Origin of the sequence: Segatella hominis, from assembly GCF_019249725.2 — a bacterium.
Lineage (GTDB): Bacteria > Bacteroidota > Bacteroidia > Bacteroidales > Bacteroidaceae > Prevotella.
In genome coordinates, this window is record NZ_CP137559.1 from 3,389,222 (window position 1) to 3,409,118 (window position 19,897).

Sequence of the window (19,897 nt, forward strand, 5' to 3'; positions counted from 1 at the left end):
ACTTTTTTAAGTGGACTCAGTAAATGACAAAGGTGATTCTTTAAACTTAAAGGTTATATTAATATGGTTGTTAAGAGATTTTTTATAAGTATATCCATGTTGTTCTTGGGGGCGCTTCTGTTGCAAGCTAAGAACAATGTGATAGACAGTGGGCAATATTTTAGACCTGTTCCTGCAAACATTGCTATCCTTGATTCTGATAGTAGCGTTGTTGCCAAAAACATGACTGGTATCTCGGATTCTACAGCAATCTCTCTATCTGATATAGAGGTGATAGGGCATCGCAAAAACATAAAGTTGTCTGGTCATAATTTACTCGTAGACGTAGAGCATGATTCTATTCTTAACCATCAGAATGATATATATGAACTGATTGGTAAGGTTCCTGGTGTCTTACATTTAGGGAATTCGTTCAATGTGTTGGGTAAGGGAGCACCGGTCTATTATTTAAACGGGCGTAAGGTGAGAGATCAAAGTCTTATCGATAACTTACCAGTTGATCAAATCAAATCTTTAAAAATCGTTGCCATGCCAGGGGCGGATTATGACACGTCGGGTTCACCTGTGATTGATATAAAAACTAAGATTTTAGGAGATGGTGTGGCATTTAATGTCATCGGAAATGTCACTCAGGCAAAGCATTTGGCTCATAAAACAGGTTTCTCTTCAACATACAATTCAGGAAAAATAGATTTGTATGGTAAGTATTACTATAGGAGAAATAATGCTTCCGAAAGTTCTGATTATAATAAACAGGTATTGGCTGATACCATTTGGAATAAAATGCAACATATTGAAAGCTTAACGCATTCTGGTAGTCATACTTATTCTGCTGGTATGACTTATCATCTGTCTGATAAATCAGAACTAGGGATGCTTTATAGTGGAATGTACACGGATGGAAAGGTTGAGACTCGGGATACATTTAGTGTAGTGCCAAATGCAGGACCTGCATATTATCTCTTTGATAAGAATAAATCCAAAAACAACCTCCTTACGCATCATGTCAATATGTATTATGATGCAAGTTTGAATCATGCCTGGCACGTGAGTGTAGTGATGGATTATATTTCTAAAGCATCGAACACTAATTCTGCTTTAAAGGAAAATCATATAGGTACGAGCTCTGAGGTTTCATATATGGGACATTCTAAATGGAATGTCCTGGCTTCTAATTTCCATGCTACCCATGATTTTGGAAAATGGGGCACTATGGGTATGGGATATGATTTCAGCTATAGTGAGGGAATAGACAAGATAGATTATGAACGGTTGAAGTTCGATGGTCGTTTTGAGAATAAGGAAGTTAAAAATGCAGTATTTATCAACTACGAATTACCCTTGGGGGACTTTTCTTTGAGTACAGGAATACGTTATCAGAATCTATATTCTCGTCGGAAGAATGAAAAGGCGTCTGTGATAGAGTCGCATAGTGATAATACATTCTTGCCGTCAGTAACCCTGGGTTATAGTCATGGATTGTTGGTGCAGAATCTTAGCTATTCGATAGGAACAGAGCGGGCTAATTATGCAGATATGAATGATAATGTGACGTATGTGAACCGTTATGAGCAATCTAAGGGTAATAGCCAGTTGAAGACAGCCATCACTCATAGCTTGTCTTATCTGTTGATGTATAAGTCTTTGTTTCTTACATTAAATTATGATTATGTTTATCGTCCATTATTGCCGGTGATTTATTCTTTGGAAGGTAATTCGGCAGTAACGGTTTCGTCACAAGATAATTTGTCGCATCGTCAAGCATTGTCGGCGATGTTGAATTGGCGTAAGACCTATAAATGCTATACTGCGTCGTTGACGGGATTCTTTCAGAAGTCAATAATGCATTATCCGGGTATTGATGGAACAACATTTCATGATGGACATCCGTCGACAATTCTTAATTTTGATAATGATTTCCGGCTTCCTAAGCATTTCCTGCTCTCTCTGTCTTGGCAACAAGTTTGGGGTGGATACATGGAGTCGATAAATGTAAAATCATCTTCTTCTGTCAATTTGAGTATCAAAAAATCTTTCTTGAACGATAGATTGCGGTTATCATTAGATGGGTATGATATTTTTAATGGAGATAGAAATCGTGCTTGTAGGCAGATTTATAATGTTAAATCTAGTTTTAATACAAAGTATGAAACTCGAAAAGTAGGATTGACGTTAACATATCGTTTCCATAAGATAAAAGAAAGAGAGGATCAAACATCAGCAGAGGTAGAAATGAAGAGACTTGGTATTCCGGAAGAATAGACTTTTCTTTGCTGTTTTCTAATAAAACTAAGAGGGAAACTAAAATGCGTTTGATATGGAATAAAAAGAATCAGATAATATAGAGTTGAAACTTCTTGATATCCAATCCAAGTCCAATTTGGAGCGAGTTTGTTTTGTTAACACATAGATAAACCTCTCTTGCAAAATCGCCAGTGAAGCTGTAGAAAGACTTCGCTGGCGATTTCTCAATATATAATCTTACTCAATCATATTCTTGAGTATCCATTTCCTGAAGAATGGGTCTTCTATTTCATATCTGTCACTTCGGATGATGTAGCCTTTCTTGCTTAAACGCAATAAGGTACTGGTCATCGTGCTGGTAGGTTGGTTCCTGTCTTGTGTAGGATTGTTGCCTTCGCAGATACTGACCATTACATACTTGTCTGTCTAAAACATCTTCTATTGCAGTTGTTCCATTGTCGGTTGATGGTTGGAATGAAACCGATACCTTGTCTGTCATCGGGCTTGTATATTGAGCCATAGGTATGGTCGCTGGGTTTGAGTAACAGCCTTTTTTACGAGACTTGATTTGCCAAAACGTTGTGGTGACATAAGAACAAGGTGGTTCTCGCTTTTGAGAAACTGTACGATGTTGTCCACTTCTTTCACTCTGTCTGTAAAGTATGGGGTATCAACCAATGAGAACAAAGCGGATTTTCCATAATCGATTTTTTTCGTAACGAAACTTTTCGCAAAGATACGAAAAAATAAAGATGCTCAGATGATAAAACCCTTAAATTATTATTGTTTAATAGTTTTCGGATAGAAGGTCAAGGTTTTACCTATTATATAAGTTTTAAAGGAAAGCTTCCTTGTAGATTGCTCTTTGCCGCTCAATCTGTGTAGAGCTTTGCATATTTCGGAATATGGCTTATACTTTTGCGAATCATCCTTTATACAAAATGACTCAATGTTTGCAGAATTTGGAACATTTTTCTGCTGTTTCATCGAAAAGTGTTTCCTTTGTAGCCGTAATTAAGAAAATGAATAAAATTATGGCAGAAAATAGACAAGAATTGAACCGCAACTTGGCTCAGATGCTCAAGGGTGGTGTGATCATGGACGTGACAACTCCAGAACAGGCAAGAATCGCAGAGGCTGCAGGTGCATGCGCAGTAATGGCTTTGGAACGTATTCCAGCTGATATCCGTGCAGCAGGTGGTGTTTCTCGTATGAGCGATCCTAAGATGATCAAGGGTATTCAGGAGGCTGTTTCTATCCCTGTAATGGCTAAGTGCCGCATCGGTCACTTCGCTGAGGCTCAGATTCTTCAGGCTATCGAAATCGACTATATCGACGAGAGCGAGGTGCTCTCTCCAGCAGATAATGTTTATCATATTGACAAGACTCAGTTTGATGTACCATTCGTTTGTGGTGCCAAGAACCTGGGTGAGGCACTCCGTCGTATCGCTGAAGGTGCTACTATGATTCGTACCAAGGGTGAGCCAGGAACTGGTGATGTGGTTCAGGCTGTTACCCACATGCGTATGATGCAGAGCGAAATCCGCCGTTTGGTTTCTATGAGCGAGGATGAACTCTACGAGGCTGCCAAGCAATTGCAGGCTCCTTACGACCTGGTGAAGTATGTTCACGAGAATGGTAAGTTGCCAGTAGTTAACTTTGCAGCAGGTGGTGTGGCTACTCCTGCCGATGCTGCCCTGATGATGCAGCTCGGTGCTGAGGGTGTATTCGTAGGCTCTGGTATCTTCAAGAGCGGTAACCCTGCTAAGCGTGCTCAGGCTATCGTGAAGGCAGTTACCAACTATAACGACCCTAAGATGTTGGCTGAGTTGAGTGAGGATCTCGGTGAGGCGATGGTTGGTATCAACGAGCAGGAGATTGCGCTCCTCATGGCTGAAAGAGGTAAGTAATAGATGATGATGTTTTAATTGGAAGGCCCCTCCTGCAAAGAAGGGGCTTTTGTATTAGGAAAAATATGAGAATAGCAGTATTAGCTTTACAAGGTGCTTTTGCTGAGCATAGACAGAAGTTGGCTCAGTTGGGTGTGGATAGTTTTGAGGTGCGCCAGTTGAAGGATTGGGAGCAGCCTAAGGATGGCTTGATTATTCCTGGTGGCGAGAGTACTACCCAGGCAAAACTCTTGAATGAACTCGGATTGATGGAACCTGTGAAGGAGGCCATTGCAGCAGGCTTGCCTGTTTATGGTACTTGTGCTGGTTTGATTCTTCTTGCCAAGAAGATAGAGGGTGAGCCAAGTCATCGCATTGCTTCCATGGATATCACGGCTTTGAGAAATGCCTATGGTCGCCAGTTGGGCAGTTTCTACATTGAGGCTCCGATGAAGGGCATTGAGGGCAATATTCCTATGACTTTCATCCGTGCTCCATATATTAAAGAGGTGTGGGGTGATGCCGAGGTTCTTGCCGAGGTAGATGGCAAGATTGTAGCTGCCCGTCAGGGTAACCAGCTGGTTACCGCCTTCCATCCGGAATTGAACGACAGTTTAGAGATACATAAGTATTTTCTGGGGATGTGCAAGAAGTAGGCTTCATCCTAAGATGAAACTTATTCCTTTAGCCGATGAAACAGGCTTCATGGGCACATGAAGCTATATTGCAAAGTATCTTAGGATACATTGCCTGGTATGTTAAGATACATAGGCAGTATCCTAAGATACTTTTTTGAATGCCCGATACTTTTTTCCGATAAATGTTTGCCGTTTACAAATATTCATCGTATCTTTGCATTATGAATTCTTCGTTACGTAAAATTAATAATGACGTAAATGCTTATGGTACAGTTAAATCCGTTTATTATTGAAGGCGATCTTTCGCCGGAATACTTTTGCGATTGATGGAATTCTTGCCCAGCATCGCTTTGCCTATCAAGCGTTGATATACCAGTTGACAGCCAAGCAGAAGCAGGTGCTTACGGCTATCGCTTTGGAAGGAAAACCCTCTTCTCTGATGTCACAAGGGTTTTTGCAGAAGTATCATCTTGGGGCAAGCACCGTACAAGGAGCTGTCAAGACCTTACTGGACAGAGATTTTATCACGCAAGATGATGGGGTATTTCAGTTATGCGACAAGTTTTTGGAGCTGAGTTTAAGGGGATAAAAAAGGAAGCAAATGTATGAATTTTAACGATGCGTTTTATAGAGGTCTAACGATGCGCTTTATTAGGTGTTAATGATGCGCTTTATTAGGTGCTAATGATGCGCATCGTTAAGGTGCAATGATGCGCATCGTTAAGTTAGGTCGATTTTTAACAAGTTATATTCTTGAAAATCAGGTAATTTGAAGAATAAAACGGAAACTTACATCCGTATGGATGTTTGAGAAAAAATAGACAAAGGCGGTGCTCCGAGTGAAATCGGAACACCGCCTTTATTCTTGGGGCTTACCCCACTTTCATTTTTCCCTGCCCAAGGAAAAAAAATCTCCTTGCCCACGTAGAAATTATGCTTTGGGCAGAAAATAATTTTTGGGGGCGTATTCTAAATCCTTATAATAATTCTGGAAGCTGAAATAACTTGACACTATTGCTTCCCTTGATGAGAATGTAATGGTCGTGAGGCTGTGCTTCCTTGATGGCAGCCTTTACCTCTTCTACATCATGGAACTTGCGGTAACTGCAAGGGATATCCTTGAACTCATCGCCTACCAGCCAGACATTCTCCAAGCCGGCAGCCTGCAGTTGGTCAACTACCTTCTGATGTTCCTCGTGACTTACTTCTCCAAGCTCGCCCATCTGACCTAAGATAGCCATCTTCTGGGGTACATCCATCACGCGGAAATTCTCGATGGCGGCTGCCATGCTCGATGGGTTGGCATTGTAGGCATCTACCACCAGCTTGTTGTGTGCCGTCTCTTCCAACTGTGAACGGTTGTTGCTTGGAATGTAATTCTCCAAAGCGTGGTCTATCTGCTGAGGCTTCACATCGAAATGAAGACCGATGGTGATGGCGGCAAGCATGTTGTCGATATTGTAAGAGCCGATGAGATGAGTCTGAACCTCATGCCAGTCGCAACTCTCGGTGCGCCAGCGGAACTTCAGGAAAGGAGCGCAGGAGATAACCTCTCCCCAAACATCACAGTTCTCATCTTTGCCGTAGGTGATGAGGCGGTTGATATTACGCTGGTCTGCCATCTGCATCAGATGCTCGTTGTCGGCATTGATGAATACCAAAGCATCGTTGGCTGCAAGGAAATCGTAAAGTTCGCCCTTGGTCTTCTTTACTCCCTCAAAACTGCCGAAACCTTGCAGGTGGGCACGCCCCACATTGGTAATCATGCCGCAGGTAGGTTCCACGTAATCCACGAGTTTCTGGATGTCGCCAGGATGGGAGGCACCCATTTCTACAACTGCAATCTCATTTTCTGGAGTGAGGCGGAAGAGCGTCTTAGGAACACCGACATCATTATTGAAATTGCCCTGTGTAAACATCACGTTGTATTTCTCATCGAGCACGGCAGAAACCAATTCCTTGGTTGTGGTCTTGCCGTTGGTGCCGGTGATACCTATAACAGGAATGTCGAAGTGGCGACGATGTTCACGGGCGAGTTCCTTGAAGGTGGTGAGGCAATCTTCTACGAGGATATAGCGCTCATCGCCCTCCTTGGCATACTCCTTTTCATCAATAATCACATAGGCACAGCCTTTCTCCAAAGCCATGTCGGCAAACTTGTTGCCATCAAACGATGCGCCCTTCAAAGCCAGGAAGATGCTGCCCTCTGGACAGTCGCGGCTATCGGTGGTAATCACCGGGTGCGCTTGGTAAATCTGATAGAGTTCTGAAATTTCCATAGTCTATAACTATTGTTTTGAGTGCAAAAGTACTTTAAATCGTGGAAATATCAAACAATTTTCTTAAAAAAAGCGAGTTATCTCGAATATTCTTTCTATTTTTGCAAGAAAATAGTTGATAAATGGAATATACAATCAATATAAAGGGACGATTGATGAATCTGAATACTCCTCAGGTGATGGGTATTCTAAATGTAACACCCGACAGTTTTTACTCTGGTAGTAGAAAACAGACTGAGGAGGAAATTGCCAACAGAGCCAACCAAATTATTGCTGAAGGTGGAAGCATCATCGATATCGGGGCTTTCTCTACCCGTCCGGGTGCTGATGAAGTTTCGGAAGAGGAGGAGGGAAGACGACTGAAGTTCGCTCTCGACATCGTTCGCAGGGAGCAACCGGATGCTGCCGTCTCCGTAGATACTTATCGCCCAACCTTGGCACGCAAGTGTATAGAAGAGTGGGGGGCTGATATCATTAATGATGTATCGGAAGGTGGTATCACGGGCATTGTCAATGTTCCACTTGAGCAGCGTCATGAGGAATATCCGGAGATGTTCCAGTTGGTTGGTGAACTGAAGGTACCTTATATATTAATGTCTGTGCAGCCTACACTTGCCGGAATGATGAAGGGCTTTGCCAAGGAAGTGCAGCAATTGCGTGATCTTGGTGCCAAGGATATCATTCTGGATCCGGGGTTCTGTTTCGGCAAGAATCTCATTCAGAATTATCAGATATACAATGAGATGGAAAAGCTGAATGTGCTGGAACTTCCTGTGCTTGTGGGTATCTCCCGTAAGAGCATGATCTATAAGCTGTTGGGTGGTGATGCTACCACTTCTCTCAATGGCACTTCGGTGCTTGATACCATTGCTCTGATGAAGGGTGCCAAGATACTGCGTGTCCATGATGTGAAGGAGGCTGTCGAGGCTGTAAGGATTGTAGATGCCATGATGGATAAAGATTAAGTTGAAATGATAGAATTCGGTATAAAAGATGCTTTAGACATCCTGCTGGTAGCTTCACTGCTATTCTATGTCTATCGCTTGATGAAGGAGTCCCGCTCCCTCAACATATTTGTGGGCATCATGCTCTTTGTGCTTATCTGGCTTTTTGTGAGTCAGGTGTTGGAAATGCGTCTCCTGGGTTCGATCTTGGATAAGTTGGTGAGCGTGGGAGTCATTGCGCTGATTGTTATCTTCCAGGAAGATATCCGCCGTTTCCTTTATGAGATAGGTTCGCAGAAGGGGATGAGGCGATTGGTGCGCTTCTTCCATTCCAACAAGGATAGTCAGCGGGAGGCGGATAAGGAAACCATCATGCCTATCGTGATGGCCTGTATGAGCATGGCAAAGAAATATGTGGGCGCCCTGATCGTTATCGAGCGGGGAGTTCCGCTGAAGGATATCATGGATACGGGAGAGGAGATAGATGCTAAGATTAACCAGCGGTTGATAGAGAACATCTTCTTCAAAAACTCGCCTTTGCATGATGGCGCGATGGTGGTAAGCAACAAGCGAATCATGTCGGCTGGTTGTATTCTCCCTGTGAGTCATAATCTGGATATTCCTAAAGAATTAGGTCTCCGTCACCGTGCAGCCTTGGGTATTTCGCAGAGTAGTGATGCCATTGCCGTCATCGTATCGGAAGAGACGGGAAGAATTAGTGTGGCTATCAAGGGTGAGTTTAAACTGAGACTTTCTGCAGAGGAGTTGGAGAGTATATTGACGCAGGAAATTATTTAAGTGAAGAACGAAGAGTGAAGAGTGAAGAATTCATATGCCTTCACTCTTGAATTCTTCACTCTTCACTCTTCGTTCTTCACTTTTCTTGCTCCGTAAACCTTTACAAATAGTAATATCTCTGATTTTAGCTTTTTTTACACAATAATATTTAGCTTATATCAAACTTTTTATGTACTTTTGCAAAGTCGATGTGGCAAACAAACGGGTTTATGCCTGAATGTGATGCCTCATCTAGGACAAATCTACTTAGCAAATAACAAAAATTAAATAAATAAAAAAATAAAATGGATTTATTACAGCAAATTGTAGCTCGCGCTAAAGCTGATAAGCAGCGCATCGTGCTCCCTGAAGCAGAAGAGGAGCGTACATTGAAAGCAGCCGATAAAGTTTTGGCTGATGGTCTCGCAGACATCATCCTCATCGGTAACCCTGCCAATATTAAGAATCTCGCAGCACAGTGGGGTCTTAACAACATCGACAAGGCTACTATCGTTGATCCACAAAACAACCCTAAGACTGAGGAATATGCTGAGAAGCTCGCTGAACTTCGTAAGAAGAAGGGCATGACAGTAGAGCTGGCTCGTGAACTTGTAACTAAGAACAACCTCTACCTCGGTTGTATGATTATCAAGACTGAGGGTGCTGATGGTCAGATCTCAGGTGCATTGAGCACAACTGGTGATACGCTCCGTCCAGCTCTTCAGATTATCAAGTGTACTCCAGGTATCACTTGCGTAAGTGGTGCTATGTTGCTCATCTCTGATCAAAAGCAGTATGGTCAGGATGGCGTAGTGGTAATGGGTGACGTTGCTGTAACTCCAAACCCTACAGCAGACCAGCTTGCTCAGATTGCCTATACTACAGCTCATACAGCTCAGTCAGTAGCAGGTATTAAGGATCCTCAGATTGCTATGTTGAGCTTCTCTACAAAGGGTAGTGCTAAGGATGCTATCAACAAGGAGACTGGTAAGAGCGTATATATCATCGACAAGGTGACAGACGCAGTAGCAATCGCTAAGGAGAAGTTCCCAGAGCTTCATCTTGATGGTGAGCTTCAGGCCGATGCAGCTCTTGTTCCTGAGGTAGCTGCCAAGAAGGCTCCAGGTTCTGATGTAGCTGGTAAGGCTAATGTATTGGTAGTTCCTAACCTTGAGGTGGGTAACATCGGTTACAAGCTCGTTCAGCGTTTGGGTGGTGCCATCGCTATCGGCCCTATCCTTCAGGGTATCGCTCGTCCTGTAAACGACCTCTCTCGTGGTTGCTCTGTAGATGATATCTACTACATGGTAGCTATCACCGCTTGCCAGGCACAGGATGCTAAGAAGGCGTAAACTAACTTTATTCAATCAATAACATTACAAAATTAACATTATGAAAGTATTGGTTCTGAACTGTGGTAGTTCATCTATCAAGTACAAGTTATATAATATGGACGATGAGTCTGTATTGGCACAGGGTGGTGTAGAGCGTATCGGTCTTGATAACGCATTCATCAAGGTGAAATTGCCTAATGGTGAGAAGAAGCAGATTATGCACGATATGCCTGACCACAAGGAAGGTGTGAACTTCGTGTTCAAGTGCTTGCTCGACCCAGAAATCGGCGCTATCAAGGACTTGAAGGAAATCGACGCTGTAGGACACCGTGTCGTACAGGGTGGTGATAAGTTCAAGGAGAGCGTTATTGTTGATCAGAGCGTTGAGGATGGTATCGAGGAACTTTGCGACCTTGCTCCAGTTCACAACGCTGGCCACCTGAAGGGTATCCGTGCCGTTGACTCTTTGATGCCAGGCACTCCTCAGGTTTGTGTATTCGACAACGCATTCCACAGCACAATGCCAGACTACGCTTACCTCTATGCAATTCCTTATGAGTTGTATGAGAAGTATCATGTACGCCGTTATGGTTTCCACGGAACATCTCACCGCTATGTTTCTAAGCGTGTTTGTGAGATTCTCGGTCTCGACCAGAACAACTCTAAGATCATCACTTGCCACATCGGTAACGGTGGCTCTGTAGCTGCTGTATTGAATGGTAAGGTATTGGATACTTCAATGGGCTTGACTCCATTGGCTGGTTTGATGATGGGTTCACGTTGTGGTGACATCGATGCTTCTGCTGTTACTTATCTGATGGAGAAGTTGAACATGAAGCCACAGGAGATGGCTGACTTCCTGAACAAAAAGAGTGGTGTGCTCGGTATTACAGGTATTTCTTCTGATATGCGCGACATCGAGAACGCTGCCAACGAGGGTAACGAGAAGGCTCAGCTGGCTCTCCGCATGTACGAGTATCGCATCAAGAAGTATATCGGTGCTTACACAGCAGCTATGGGTGGCGTTGACGCTATCGTATTTACAGCTGGTGTTGGTGAGAACCAGACCGACCTTCGCGAGGAAGCTTGCAAGAACCTGGAGTATCTTGGCATCAAGATCAATAAGGAGGTTAACGACAAGGTTCGTGGTGAGGAAGCTATCATCTCTACTGACGACAGTAAGGTGAAGGTAGTTGTAGTTCCTACAGACGAGGAAATCGTTATTGCTCGCGATACTATGGATTTGGTTGCTAATAAGTAATCATCCTATATATAATAAGGTGAAGCTTTTCTGCAACGATAGAAATGCTTCACCTTAATTCTTTTACTATAACACTTAGGCTTTGTCTTTGTGAAACAAGCCATACTCATCAGCTATATTATTACTAGGTATTAATCTCAATGATAAAAAGATGAAAACAAAGATTGTAACTTTCGGAGAAATTTTGCTTAGAATTTCTAAGCCTGGTTATCAACGTTTATTCCAGGGCCGTCGCATGGAAGGCAATTATGGAGGCAGTGAGGCGAATGTCGCTATCTCTCTGGCTTATTTGGGAAACAACGTAGAATATGTCACCCGTGTGCCTTATGGTGAAATGGGAGAAGCTGCGCTGATGCATCTCCGAGAGTATGGTCTGAATGTTTCGCATGTGGTACGTGGCGGAGAACGTCTGGGTACTTATTATTTTGAGGAAGCCGTGGCGATGCGTAATTCCCGCGTGATTTATGACCGCAAGAATTCTTCTTTTTATTCATTGAAAAGGAATATGGTGAAATGGGATAAGGTCTTGGCTGATGCGGCTGTATTCCATTGCTCAGGTATTACTTGTGCCATCAGCCGTGATGCGATGGAATCTACCATGGATGCCATCAAATTGGCGGTATCGGATGGCTTGACCATTGTCTGCGATATCAACTACCGTAAGAATCTTTGGGGATACGGATTGGAACCTCATGATGTGCTCTTCCAGATGATGCAATACAGCGATATTATCTTTGGCGACCAAAATGAGTGGGAGGTTGCCAGCGGTGTACCTCATATTCCTTTTGAGGCTCTGGATGAAAACTATGAGATAGATAAGGAGGCTTATCTGGAGTATTTCCGCAAGATGCACAAACTCTTCCCTAAGTGTAAGAAAATGGTGATGGCAGTACGCAATCAGATTGCCAGCAGTCATCATACCCTGAGTGGTTTGCTTTACGATTCTCAGGAAGACAAACTCTATTCTACCAGAATCTACGATATTCAGCCTATCATTGACCCGATGGGTGTAGGAGATGCTTTTGTGGCTGCCTATATACATGCTCATCAGAAATGGGGCGATGAAAATCAATATTGTCTGGACTTCTCCTTGTCGGCAAGTGCCATCAAGAATACCATTCCAGGTGACCAGAATCTGGTGTCGGAAGAGGAGATTATCCATAATATGACTTCTTCAGGAGGAAGAATACAGCGATAACAATAAAGGGCAGCTTCATTGGCTGCCCTTTATTGTTATGGTTGGCTTTCGCCTTCCACGTATTCTTCCATAAACATGTGTTCTCCATCGAATACGGCATAAGTAAACTGCCAGATCCAATCTCCTAAAATCATCATGCGGGTTTTCTTGCTGAGCATGAGATCCAGTTCGATGTGGCGATGGCCAAACATGAAGTAGTCGATGTTCTTGTGCCCTTGCATATACTGTTTGGCAAAACGGACGAGGAATTCCTTCTTTTCGCCCATGTATGGTTCTTCTTTTCCATCAGTCCGTTTAAGTCTGCTATGCTTTGCCCAGTTCAGTCCCAATGCCATTCCCCATCGTGGATGGATGGCATTCAGCAGGCGTTGGCAGGTAGGGTTGTGGAACATGGATTTCAATAATTTGAACTTCTTGTCCGGATCTCCAAGTCCGTCACCATGAGCCAGGAAAAATACCTTGTCGTAAATTTCTACGGTCTGAGGTTTGTAATGCACGATGACCCCACATTCCTGCTCCAGATAGCCGTATGTCCAGAGGTCATGATTGCCCGTGAAGAAATGTACTTCCACTCCCATATCGGTCAACTCAGAGAGTTTTCCCAAAAAGCGGGTGTACCCTTTGGGTACCACATATTTGTATTCGTTCCAGAAGTCAAACATATCGCCTAAAAGATATATGGCAGAGGCTTTTGTCTTGATGCTGTCCAGAAAGCGTACCAGACGGCGTTCCTGCATGCGGGCATGCGGTATGGCTAACGAACCCAGATGTGCATCTGAAAGGAAATATACATTTTTCATAAGCGAAACTTTTTAAGTGAAGGTGAAGAATGAAGAGTGAAGAATTCAACGGCTTTGTCTTTATTCGAAGCCAAGTTCTACGCGAGCTTCCTCGCTCATCATACTCTGATCCCAGGCAGGTTCAAAAACAAGGTTGACGTTTGTTGAATTGACACCATCTACGCTGTCCACCTTGGTGCGCACATCTTCCAGAATGAAGTCGGCAGCAGGGCATGATGGGGCAGTAAATGTCATGTCAATATCTACATTGCCATCGTCTTTGACATCTATCTTGTAGATCATTCCCAATTCCCAGATATTCACAGGAATCTCAGGGTCGTAAACGGTTTTGAGTACATCTACGATTTTCTCTTCTATTTTTGTCTTTTCTTCTTGTGTCATAAATTCTTTATTCTTTTTGTGAAGGGGCACACGAAATGCTACCTGTATGATTATTGCTTATATTTTGCAAAGGTAGCATAAAATACAGAGAAAACAAAATAAAAGGTGATTTATTTTCGCTCTTTGAGCTGATATTTGCTTGAGAAATGCTGATATTTACAGTTTCCCTTTGTCATGATAAGAGTAGAAGGCTCCATCCGTGATGATGACATGGTCCATGAAGAAAATGCGCATGATCTGACAGGCCTTGTTGATCTGGTTGGTCAGCAGATCATCGTTTTTGCTTGGAATAGGATTGTTGCTGGGATGGTTATGGCAGATAGCCAAGATGGTGGCATTGTTGAGGAACACTTCTTTCATGATGAGGCGGACATCTATGGCTGTTTCTGTGATACCGCCATGAGAGATGCGTTCAGCCTTAATGAGTTTGAAGTTCTGGTTCATCAGGAGAATCCAACCTTCTTCCACATCGAGATCTTGCATGCGGGGGAGCATGTAGTTGTAAATAGCCAATGATGAGCCTAAGTCGGGACGTACTCCAATTTTGTCAAGAGCACGGCGCTTGCCAAGTTCGCAAGCTGCTTGTAAAGTGATGGCTTTGGCAGGTCCCATACCTTTGTATTGCTGTAGTTCCTGTAGGGTCATCTTGCCGAGTGTATTGAGGTTGTTGTCGCAATTGTTGAGAATACGTTTCATCAGTTCTACAGCACTTTCGTCTCTGGAACCAGAACCGATAAGGATGGCGCACAGTTCTGCATTTGACAATGCACTGGGACCTAAACTTTCGAGCTTTTCGCGAGGCTGGTCTTCTGAAGCCCACTTCGCTATGGATAGTTTTTCGCTCATATTTGTTAATTTTGAAAAGTTTTCGCAGGAATTCTTTATTTGTAGAAGGTCTTGTTGTAAGCGCTGAATTCGCTCTTGCCCAAGATGCATCTCTTCCACCATGCAGACAGGAATCCGCAACCATAGCCCATCAGTTGGGTAAACGCTGCTCGGATACTCAGTATGCCAATCTTCAAACTCTGATTCTGTTTGGTACTGTCGATAACTAACGCTACGATATAGAGTAGGATCAAGAATAAGCCGATGCAACCCAATGCTGCCATGGCATTGCCAAGTACTGGGAAAATGTGCTCTGTGCCCAATAGGTATGGTAAGAAACCAAAGAACAGGAGTAACAGCGTGCCTATGATGCCAACGGTAAAGACCATTGGAAGTAAATGCACGAGCTTGAGGCTCTCTGGATATTTCTTGTAGAGGTTGATGCGGGCAATACCGCTATTATAGACCTGACGCCAGAATTTACGGAAATCGGTGCGGCGCTTGTGCCATACCCATGCTTCAGGGAAGAGGCGGCAACGGCAGCCTGCTTTGAATATACGGATAGAAAAATCTATATCCTCTCCGAAACGCATGGCAGAAAAACCATTCAATCTGAGATAAACATCCTTGCGGATACCCATATTGAATGAACGGGGATAGAATTTATCCATCTTCTTTTTGCCGCCACGGATACCACCGGTGGTGAAAAAAGATGTCATGGAGTAAGATATAGCCTTTTGGGTATCTGTAAATGATGAATGCGCCTTGTCAGGACCGCCGAATGCATCAGCAGGCTCACGGCTCAATTCATCATTTACTGCTTTGAGATAATTTTCAGGGAGGACTACGTCGCTGTCAAGTATCAACAGATACTCGCCTGATGCTCTCTCGGCACCATAGTTGCGACTTTGTCCTGGACCAGAGTTCTCCTTGAAGAAATACTGAATATCCATCTTGTCTTTGTACGCATCACAAACCTCCTTGCAAGGAATCTTAGAGCCGTCTTCAACGATGATGACCTCGAAGTCCTTGACGGTCTGGTGTGTCAAACTCTCAAGTAGTTCACTCACCTCATCAGGGCGATTGAATACAGGGACAATGATGGAATATTTCATATATGATTCAAGTTTAGTTGATTAGAACTCTGATAGGAACAGGCGAGGAATTACTCGCTTACACGACCGAGGTAGCTACCGTCACGAGTATCGATCTGGATAGTCTCACCTTCGTTTACGAACAAAGGAACGCGAACCTCAGCACCAGTCTCCAAAGTAGCAGGCTTAGTAGCGTTGGTAGCAGTGTTACCCTTAACACCTGGCTCAGAGTGAGTAATCTTCAAAGTAGTCTTAACAGGCATTTCTGCCAAGAGGATAGTACCATCAGTTGTATCAGTTACAACCTCTACAACATCACCTTCCTTCATGTACTGACCACCAGTAACGTTCTCCTTAGCGATAGGCACCTGCTCGAAAGTCTCCTGATTCATAAAGATGCAACCAGTAGCATCCTCGTAGAGATACTGATAAGGGCGGCGCTCAACGCGAACATCCTCCAACTTGAAACCTACCTGGAAAGTACGCTCCAAAACACGGCCGTCAGCCACGTTCTTCAACTTGGTGTTCATGACAGTATTACCCTTACCTGGCTTTCTGTGCTGAAAGTCAATACAAACCCAAACTTTGCCATCCATGCGGATGCAAGTACCAATCTTAATTTCCTGTGAATTAATCATTTTGTTTATTTTGAATTATATTATATTTCTGTAAAACGGTGCAAAGTTACGGTAAAATCACGAAAAACCCAAGCAATTATCGAAAAAAACATAAATATTTAAGCTAATTTTTGCAGTTTTCTTGGTTATTTCAGAAATAATGCGTAATTTTGCAGCCCGAAAGGTGTGTTATGCCCTCTTTTTTGGAATATTAATTAAAAAAATAATAAAGAAAAATGAAAAGAACATTTCAGCCTCACAATCGTCGTCGCGTGAACAAGCATGGTTTCCGTGAGCGTATGGCAACAAAGAATGGTCGTCGTGTATTGGCTTCTCGCCGTGCTCATGGCCGTAAGAAGTTAACTGTGTCTGACGAGCACCACGGAAAATAATATTCGTTGGGCTTCAGAATTAACGATGACATTGAAAGCAGCAGGGATAACTCCTATGCTGCTTTTTGTGTTTATAGACCTTTAGGTGTTTTACCTCTTTTTGTTTTAGGTCTCTTTTGTATTTATAGCCTTCTTCTCAACAATAAATTGAAAAAATCATTTTTTTATTTTGTATTGTCTTCGATTTATACTATCTTTGCAGACAAAAATGAAATAGAATGACTTCATCTGAATTTTTTAATAAGTTTAAGAGCAAGTATCTCTGGGGCAATCTCTTCGCTATGGGAGTGGTTGTCGCACTGCTTTGTGTGGGCGTTAAGTTCGGTATTGAACTCTATACTCATCATGGTGAGGCTATTCTGATTCCGGATATTCGATATAAGAGTTTCGCTGACGCTGAGCGTATCCTTGATGATGCCGGACTTCAGATTGAAGTGACGGATACGGGATATGTACGCAATCTTCCTCCTGACTGTATCTTGGAACAATCTCCTGTTTCTGGAGAAAGGGTAAAGGCTGGACGAGTGATTTATGTGACTATCAACTCTGATCACACACCTACCTTGACCATCCCTGATGTGATTGACAACAGTTCTCTGCGAGAGGCTATGGCTAAGTTGACTGCCATGGGCTTCAAGTTGGGTGCTCCTCAGTATATACCTGGTGAGGAAGACTGGGTTTATGGTATCCTGGTCAAGGGAAAGCATGTGGTTGCTGGTGATAAGGTGTCCATTGATGCGATTCTTACGGTACAGGTGGGAAATGGTCAGCGTGATGCTGCTGATTCCGTCAACTATGTTGATCCTAAGTATGAACAGGAAGAGCTTGAGAAGGAGGTTCAAGAGTCGGGAGATGCTGACAATTTTGAGGTCGTTCCTGGCACGGAGACCACTGAGCCTTTGACTCCTTCGCATTCACATAAAGAAGTGGTAGAATAGGTAAGTGATGAATGAAGAAAGATATGTGAAGAATTCAATTGTACGAACGAATGAGATTTTTAGATTATATATATAATAAGGTATATGCTCCAGTGGAGAATGATTTCGGTTTTGATGATGCTGGAGATGTTGATGGGCTTGATGAAGAGTTGGATGATGAATTTCAGCCTATCGGCGAGTCGTCCTCGTCGGATGGTGAACTCTATGAGCACTGGAAGGTGCAGGTGGATGCTAATCAGGATCCGGTGAGAATTGATAAATACCTGGCTGATAAAATGGCATACCAGAGCCGTAATCGTATTCAGCAGGCTGCTGATGCCGGTTTTATCCATGTCAACGGGAAACCTGTAAAGAGTAATTATAAGGTTCGCCCGAATGATATGATCACGTTGATGATGGACCGTCCAAGACATGAGACCAGCATCAAACCAGAGGAGATTGACATCAATGTGGTTTATGAAGATGACCAGTTGATGGTCGTAAATAAAGAGGCTGGTATGGTAGTGCATCCTGGCGCTGGTAATTTCCATGGTACGCTGATTCAGGCTGTAGCCTGGCATCTGAGAGATATGCCGGAATTTGATGCCAACGATCCGGAAGTGGGCCTGGTGCATCGTATTGATAAGGATACGTCTGGTTTGCTTGTTGTGGCAAAGACTCCTGGTGCCAAGACCTCTTTGGGAAAGCAGTTTTTCAATAAGACCACCCATCGCAGATACAATGCTTTGGTATGGGGAAATATCGTTGAGGACGAAGGTCGTATCGAGGGGAACATCGGAAGAGATCCCAAGAATCGTCTTCGTATGAAGGTGTTCGACCCGGATAGTGGTATCGGTAAAAGTGCGGTAACGCATTATCGGGTATTGGAGCGCTTTGGATATACCACGCTTGTGGAGTGTGTGCTGGAGACAGGTAGAACCCATCAGATTCGTGCTCACATGAAGCATATCGGTCATCCGCTCTTTATGGACGAGACGTATGGTGGTGCAGAAATATTGAGAGGACAGAGAAGTAGCAGTTACAAGGCTTTTATACAAAATTGTTTCAAACTCTGCCCAAGACAGGCACTCCATGCCAAGACACTTGGTTTTGTGCATCCTACTACCCAACAGCAGATGGACTTCGATAGCGAGTGGCCTGATGACTTCCGCAAACTCATAGAGAAGTGGAGAGGATTCATCGCAGGAACCACACAAGATACGTTCCAGACTAAGTGATGATTCTATAGGTCAAAAGTGACAGATAAAAACAGATTCTAATTCATTAAATATAAATAAGAGATGGAAAATAACAAAAGAACGATAGCCATCGTCTGCGGTGGTGATTCTTCTGAGCACGACGTATCATTGCGCTCAGGTCAGGGTTTGTACTCTTTCTTTGATAAAGAGCGCTATAACATATATATAGTCGATGTCAAGGGCACCGACTGGCATGTAGCCTTTGATAATGGTGATACTGCCGAAATTGACAAGAATGATTTCTCTTTTGTCAAGGATGGACAGCGCAAGTATTTTGATTATGCGTATATTACGATTCATGGTCAGCCTGGTGAGAATGGTGTAATGCAGGGCTATTTCGACCTGATTCATTTGCCTTATTCTACAAGTGGTGTTCTTGTAGAGGCTATGACTTTTGATAAGTATGTACTCAACAATTATCTTCGTGGATTTGGTATCAATGTAGCTGATAGCATCTTGCTCCGCCGTGGTGAGGAATATGATGATGAGGCTATAGCCAAGCGCATCGGTATGCCTTGCTTTGTAAAGCCTGCTGCTGATGGTAGCAGTTTTGGTGTTTCCAAGGTTAAGGAGGCAGACCAGTTGGCTCCTGCTCTTCGTCTGGCTTTTATGGAGGCTGAGGAAGCTATGATTGAGGGATTCATGGATGGTGTTGAAATTTCTCAGGGTATATACAAGACTGCCGACAAGTGTGTGGTTTTGCCTGCTACTGAGGTGGTGACCAGCAATGAATTCTTCGATTATGATGCCAAGTACAATGGACAGGTACAGGAAATTACTCCTGCTCGTCTTTCTCCTGAAACTGCAGCAGAAGTGGCTAAGACTACTTCCCGCATCTATGATATCCTTCATGCTAATGGTATTATCCGTATTGATTATATCATCACCAAGGATGAGAACGGTAAGGATAAGGTGAACATGCTGGAAATCAATACGACACCGGGTATGACCGTTACAAGTTTCATTCCGCAGCAGGTTCGTGCCGCAGGACTTGATATCAAGGATGTGCTCAGTGACATTGTAGAGAATCAATTTTAAAAGCTTTACA

At 43.3% G+C, this 19,897-nt stretch carries 20 protein-coding genes; 13 read left to right on the forward strand and 7 right to left on the reverse strand.

Translation table 11 applies throughout. The annotated features are described in order from the left end of the window. Positions 1 to 63: 63 nt before the first annotated feature. Positions 64 to 2,262 (forward strand): outer membrane beta-barrel protein, encoded by a 2,199-nt coding sequence (locus KUA50_RS13745; protein WP_218455942.1) that lies wholly within the window; start codon positions 64 to 66, stop codon positions 2,260 to 2,262. Positions 2,263 to 2,542: 280 nt separating this feature from the next. Here KUA50_RS13745 and KUA50_RS13750 read toward each other — a convergent pair whose 3' ends face one another. Further along, positions 2,543 to 2,764, reverse strand: a complete 222-nt coding sequence (locus tag KUA50_RS13750) for a hypothetical protein (protein ID WP_218455943.1) — start codon at positions 2,762 to 2,764, stop codon at positions 2,543 to 2,545. Between the two features lie 514 nt (positions 2,765 to 3,278). Here KUA50_RS13750 and pdxS point away from each other — a divergent pair. The 3 genes from pdxS (at position 3,279) to KUA50_RS13765 (ending at position 5,360) form a co-directional block, all read left to right on the forward strand. Next, on the forward strand, positions 3,279 to 4,154 hold the full coding sequence (pdxS, locus tag KUA50_RS13755; protein WP_117587530.1) for a pyridoxal 5'-phosphate synthase lyase subunit PdxS: 876 nt from the start codon (positions 3,279 to 3,281) through the stop codon (positions 4,152 to 4,154). A gap of 65 nt (positions 4,155 to 4,219) precedes the next feature. Next, positions 4,220 to 4,789: a pyridoxal 5'-phosphate synthase glutaminase subunit PdxT gene (gene pdxT, locus KUA50_RS13760; protein WP_218455944.1), complete on the forward strand. Its 570-nt coding sequence runs from the start codon at positions 4,220 to 4,222 to the stop codon at positions 4,787 to 4,789. 271 nt (positions 4,790 to 5,060) lie between these two features. Next, positions 5,061 to 5,360, forward strand: a complete 300-nt coding sequence (locus KUA50_RS13765) for a hypothetical protein (RefSeq protein WP_218455945.1) — start codon at positions 5,061 to 5,063, stop codon at positions 5,358 to 5,360. Positions 5,361 to 5,748: 388 nt separating this feature from the next. Here the strand turns inward: KUA50_RS13765 and KUA50_RS13770 are convergent, their stop codons facing one another. Beyond that, a complete protein-coding gene (locus KUA50_RS13770) occupies positions 5,749 to 7,050 on the reverse strand; it encodes a UDP-N-acetylmuramoyl-tripeptide--D-alanyl-D-alanine ligase (RefSeq protein ID WP_218455946.1) in 1,302 nt (433 codons plus the stop codon). A 122-nt stretch (positions 7,051 to 7,172) separates the two neighbouring features. Here KUA50_RS13770 and folP point away from each other — a divergent pair, with 122 nt between their 5' ends. The 5 genes from folP to KUA50_RS13795 all read left to right on the forward strand — a co-directional run bounded on the left by folP (position 7,173) and on the right by KUA50_RS13795 (position 12,564). Then, positions 7,173 to 8,015 carry a dihydropteroate synthase gene (gene folP, locus KUA50_RS13775; RefSeq protein ID WP_218455947.1) on the forward strand — a complete coding sequence of 281 codons (843 nt, stop codon included), beginning with the start codon at positions 7,173 to 7,175 and terminating at the stop codon, positions 8,013 to 8,015. A gap of 6 nt (positions 8,016 to 8,021) precedes the next feature. After that, positions 8,022 to 8,792 carry a diadenylate cyclase CdaA gene (gene cdaA, locus KUA50_RS13780; protein ID WP_218455948.1) on the forward strand — a complete coding sequence of 257 codons (771 nt, stop codon included), beginning with the start codon at positions 8,022 to 8,024 and terminating at the stop codon, positions 8,790 to 8,792. Positions 8,793 to 9,076: 284 nt separating this feature from the next. Next, positions 9,077 to 10,123, forward strand: coding sequence for a phosphate acetyltransferase (gene pta, locus KUA50_RS13785; protein WP_218455949.1), 1,047 nt, complete (start codon positions 9,077 to 9,079; stop codon positions 10,121 to 10,123). A 40-nt stretch (positions 10,124 to 10,163) separates the two neighbouring features. Next, positions 10,164 to 11,366 carry an acetate kinase gene (locus KUA50_RS13790; RefSeq protein ID WP_218455950.1) on the forward strand — a complete coding sequence of 401 codons (1,203 nt, stop codon included), beginning with the start codon at positions 10,164 to 10,166 and terminating at the stop codon, positions 11,364 to 11,366. A gap of 151 nt (positions 11,367 to 11,517) precedes the next feature. Beyond that, a complete protein-coding gene (locus KUA50_RS13795) occupies positions 11,518 to 12,564 on the forward strand; it encodes a sugar kinase (RefSeq protein ID WP_218455951.1) in 1,047 nt (348 codons plus the stop codon). A 35-nt stretch (positions 12,565 to 12,599) separates the two neighbouring features. Here KUA50_RS13795 and KUA50_RS13800 read toward each other — a convergent pair whose 3' ends face one another. The 5 genes from KUA50_RS13800 to efp all read right to left on the reverse strand — a co-directional run bounded on the left by KUA50_RS13800 (position 12,600) and on the right by efp (position 16,302). Then, positions 12,600 to 13,364 carry a UDP-2,3-diacylglucosamine diphosphatase gene (locus KUA50_RS13800; protein ID WP_218455953.1) on the reverse strand — a complete coding sequence of 255 codons (765 nt, stop codon included), beginning with the start codon at positions 13,362 to 13,364 and terminating at the stop codon, positions 12,600 to 12,602. 60 nt (positions 13,365 to 13,424) lie between these two features. Next, a complete protein-coding gene (locus tag KUA50_RS13805) occupies positions 13,425 to 13,745 on the reverse strand; it encodes a metal-sulfur cluster assembly factor (protein ID WP_118117253.1) in 321 nt (106 codons plus the stop codon). Positions 13,746 to 13,901: 156 nt separating this feature from the next. Further along, entirely contained in the window at positions 13,902 to 14,591 is a 690-nt protein-coding gene (gene radC / locus KUA50_RS13810; protein WP_218455954.1) for a RadC family protein, read from the reverse strand. A gap of 35 nt (positions 14,592 to 14,626) precedes the next feature. Next, positions 14,627 to 15,685: a glycosyltransferase gene (locus KUA50_RS13815; RefSeq protein ID WP_218455956.1), complete on the reverse strand. Its 1,059-nt coding sequence runs from the start codon at positions 15,683 to 15,685 to the stop codon at positions 14,627 to 14,629. Positions 15,686 to 15,735: 50 nt separating this feature from the next. Next, positions 15,736 to 16,302 (reverse strand): elongation factor P, encoded by a 567-nt coding sequence (gene efp, locus KUA50_RS13820; protein ID WP_022121096.1) that lies wholly within the window; start codon positions 16,300 to 16,302, stop codon positions 15,736 to 15,738. 215 nt (positions 16,303 to 16,517) lie between these two features. Here efp and rpmH point away from each other — a divergent pair, with 215 nt between their 5' ends. The 4 genes from rpmH (at position 16,518) to KUA50_RS13840 (ending at position 19,887) form a co-directional block, all read left to right on the forward strand. Then, entirely contained in the window at positions 16,518 to 16,673 is a 156-nt protein-coding gene (gene rpmH / locus KUA50_RS13825) for a 50S ribosomal protein L34 (RefSeq protein ID WP_004351099.1), read from the forward strand. A gap of 218 nt (positions 16,674 to 16,891) precedes the next feature. Beyond that, on the forward strand, positions 16,892 to 17,611 hold the full coding sequence (locus tag KUA50_RS13830; protein WP_022111201.1) for a PASTA domain-containing protein: 720 nt from the start codon (positions 16,892 to 16,894) through the stop codon (positions 17,609 to 17,611). Between the two features lie 50 nt (positions 17,612 to 17,661). Then, entirely contained in the window at positions 17,662 to 18,828 is a 1,167-nt protein-coding gene (locus KUA50_RS13835) for an RluA family pseudouridine synthase (protein ID WP_256624101.1), read from the forward strand. 63 nt (positions 18,829 to 18,891) lie between these two features. Continuing rightward, the gene (locus KUA50_RS13840; protein WP_022111199.1) at positions 18,892 to 19,887 is read left to right on the forward strand and encodes a D-alanine--D-alanine ligase; all 996 of its coding nucleotides are present in this window, start codon (positions 18,892 to 18,894) and stop codon (positions 19,885 to 19,887) included. Positions 19,888 to 19,897: the final 10 nt, after the last annotated feature.

Excerpts from the sequence above, each read along its gene's own strand:
- KUA50_RS13745 (WP_218455942.1), top strand. The coding sequence starts at position 64 with ATGGTTGTTAAGAGATTTTTTATAAGTATATCCATGTTGTTCTTGGGG.
- KUA50_RS13750 (WP_218455943.1), bottom strand. The coding sequence starts at position 2,764 with ATGGCTCAATATACAAGCCCGATGACAGACAAGGTATCGGTTTCATTC.
- pdxS (WP_117587530.1), top strand. The coding sequence starts at position 3,279 with ATGGCAGAAAATAGACAAGAATTGAACCGCAACTTGGCTCAGATGCTC.
- pdxT (WP_218455944.1), top strand. The coding sequence starts at position 4,220 with ATGAGAATAGCAGTATTAGCTTTACAAGGTGCTTTTGCTGAGCATAGA.
- KUA50_RS13770 (WP_218455946.1), bottom strand. The coding sequence starts at position 7,050 with ATGGAAATTTCAGAACTCTATCAGATTTACCAAGCGCACCCGGTGATT.
- folP (WP_218455947.1), top strand. The coding sequence starts at position 7,173 with ATGGAATATACAATCAATATAAAGGGACGATTGATGAATCTGAATACT.
- cdaA (WP_218455948.1), top strand. The coding sequence starts at position 8,022 with ATGATAGAATTCGGTATAAAAGATGCTTTAGACATCCTGCTGGTAGCT.
- pta (WP_218455949.1), top strand. The coding sequence starts at position 9,077 with ATGGATTTATTACAGCAAATTGTAGCTCGCGCTAAAGCTGATAAGCAG.
- KUA50_RS13790 (WP_218455950.1), top strand. The coding sequence starts at position 10,164 with ATGAAAGTATTGGTTCTGAACTGTGGTAGTTCATCTATCAAGTACAAG.
- KUA50_RS13795 (WP_218455951.1), top strand. The coding sequence starts at position 11,518 with ATGAAAACAAAGATTGTAACTTTCGGAGAAATTTTGCTTAGAATTTCT.
- KUA50_RS13800 (WP_218455953.1), bottom strand. The coding sequence starts at position 13,364 with ATGAAAAATGTATATTTCCTTTCAGATGCACATCTGGGTTCGTTAGCC.
- KUA50_RS13805 (WP_118117253.1), bottom strand. The coding sequence starts at position 13,745 with ATGACACAAGAAGAAAAGACAAAAATAGAAGAGAAAATCGTAGATGTA.
- radC (WP_218455954.1), bottom strand. The coding sequence starts at position 14,591 with ATGAGCGAAAAACTATCCATAGCGAAGTGGGCTTCAGAAGACCAGCCT.
- KUA50_RS13815 (WP_218455956.1), bottom strand. The coding sequence starts at position 15,685 with ATGAAATATTCCATCATTGTCCCTGTATTCAATCGCCCTGATGAGGTG.
- efp (WP_022121096.1), bottom strand. The coding sequence starts at position 16,302 with ATGATTAATTCACAGGAAATTAAGATTGGTACTTGCATCCGCATGGAT.
- rpmH (WP_004351099.1), top strand. The coding sequence starts at position 16,518 with ATGAAAAGAACATTTCAGCCTCACAATCGTCGTCGCGTGAACAAGCAT.
- KUA50_RS13830 (WP_022111201.1), top strand. The coding sequence starts at position 16,892 with ATGACTTCATCTGAATTTTTTAATAAGTTTAAGAGCAAGTATCTCTGG.
- KUA50_RS13835 (WP_256624101.1), top strand. The coding sequence starts at position 17,662 with ATGAGATTTTTAGATTATATATATAATAAGGTATATGCTCCAGTGGAG.
- KUA50_RS13840 (WP_022111199.1), top strand. The coding sequence starts at position 18,892 with ATGGAAAATAACAAAAGAACGATAGCCATCGTCTGCGGTGGTGATTCT.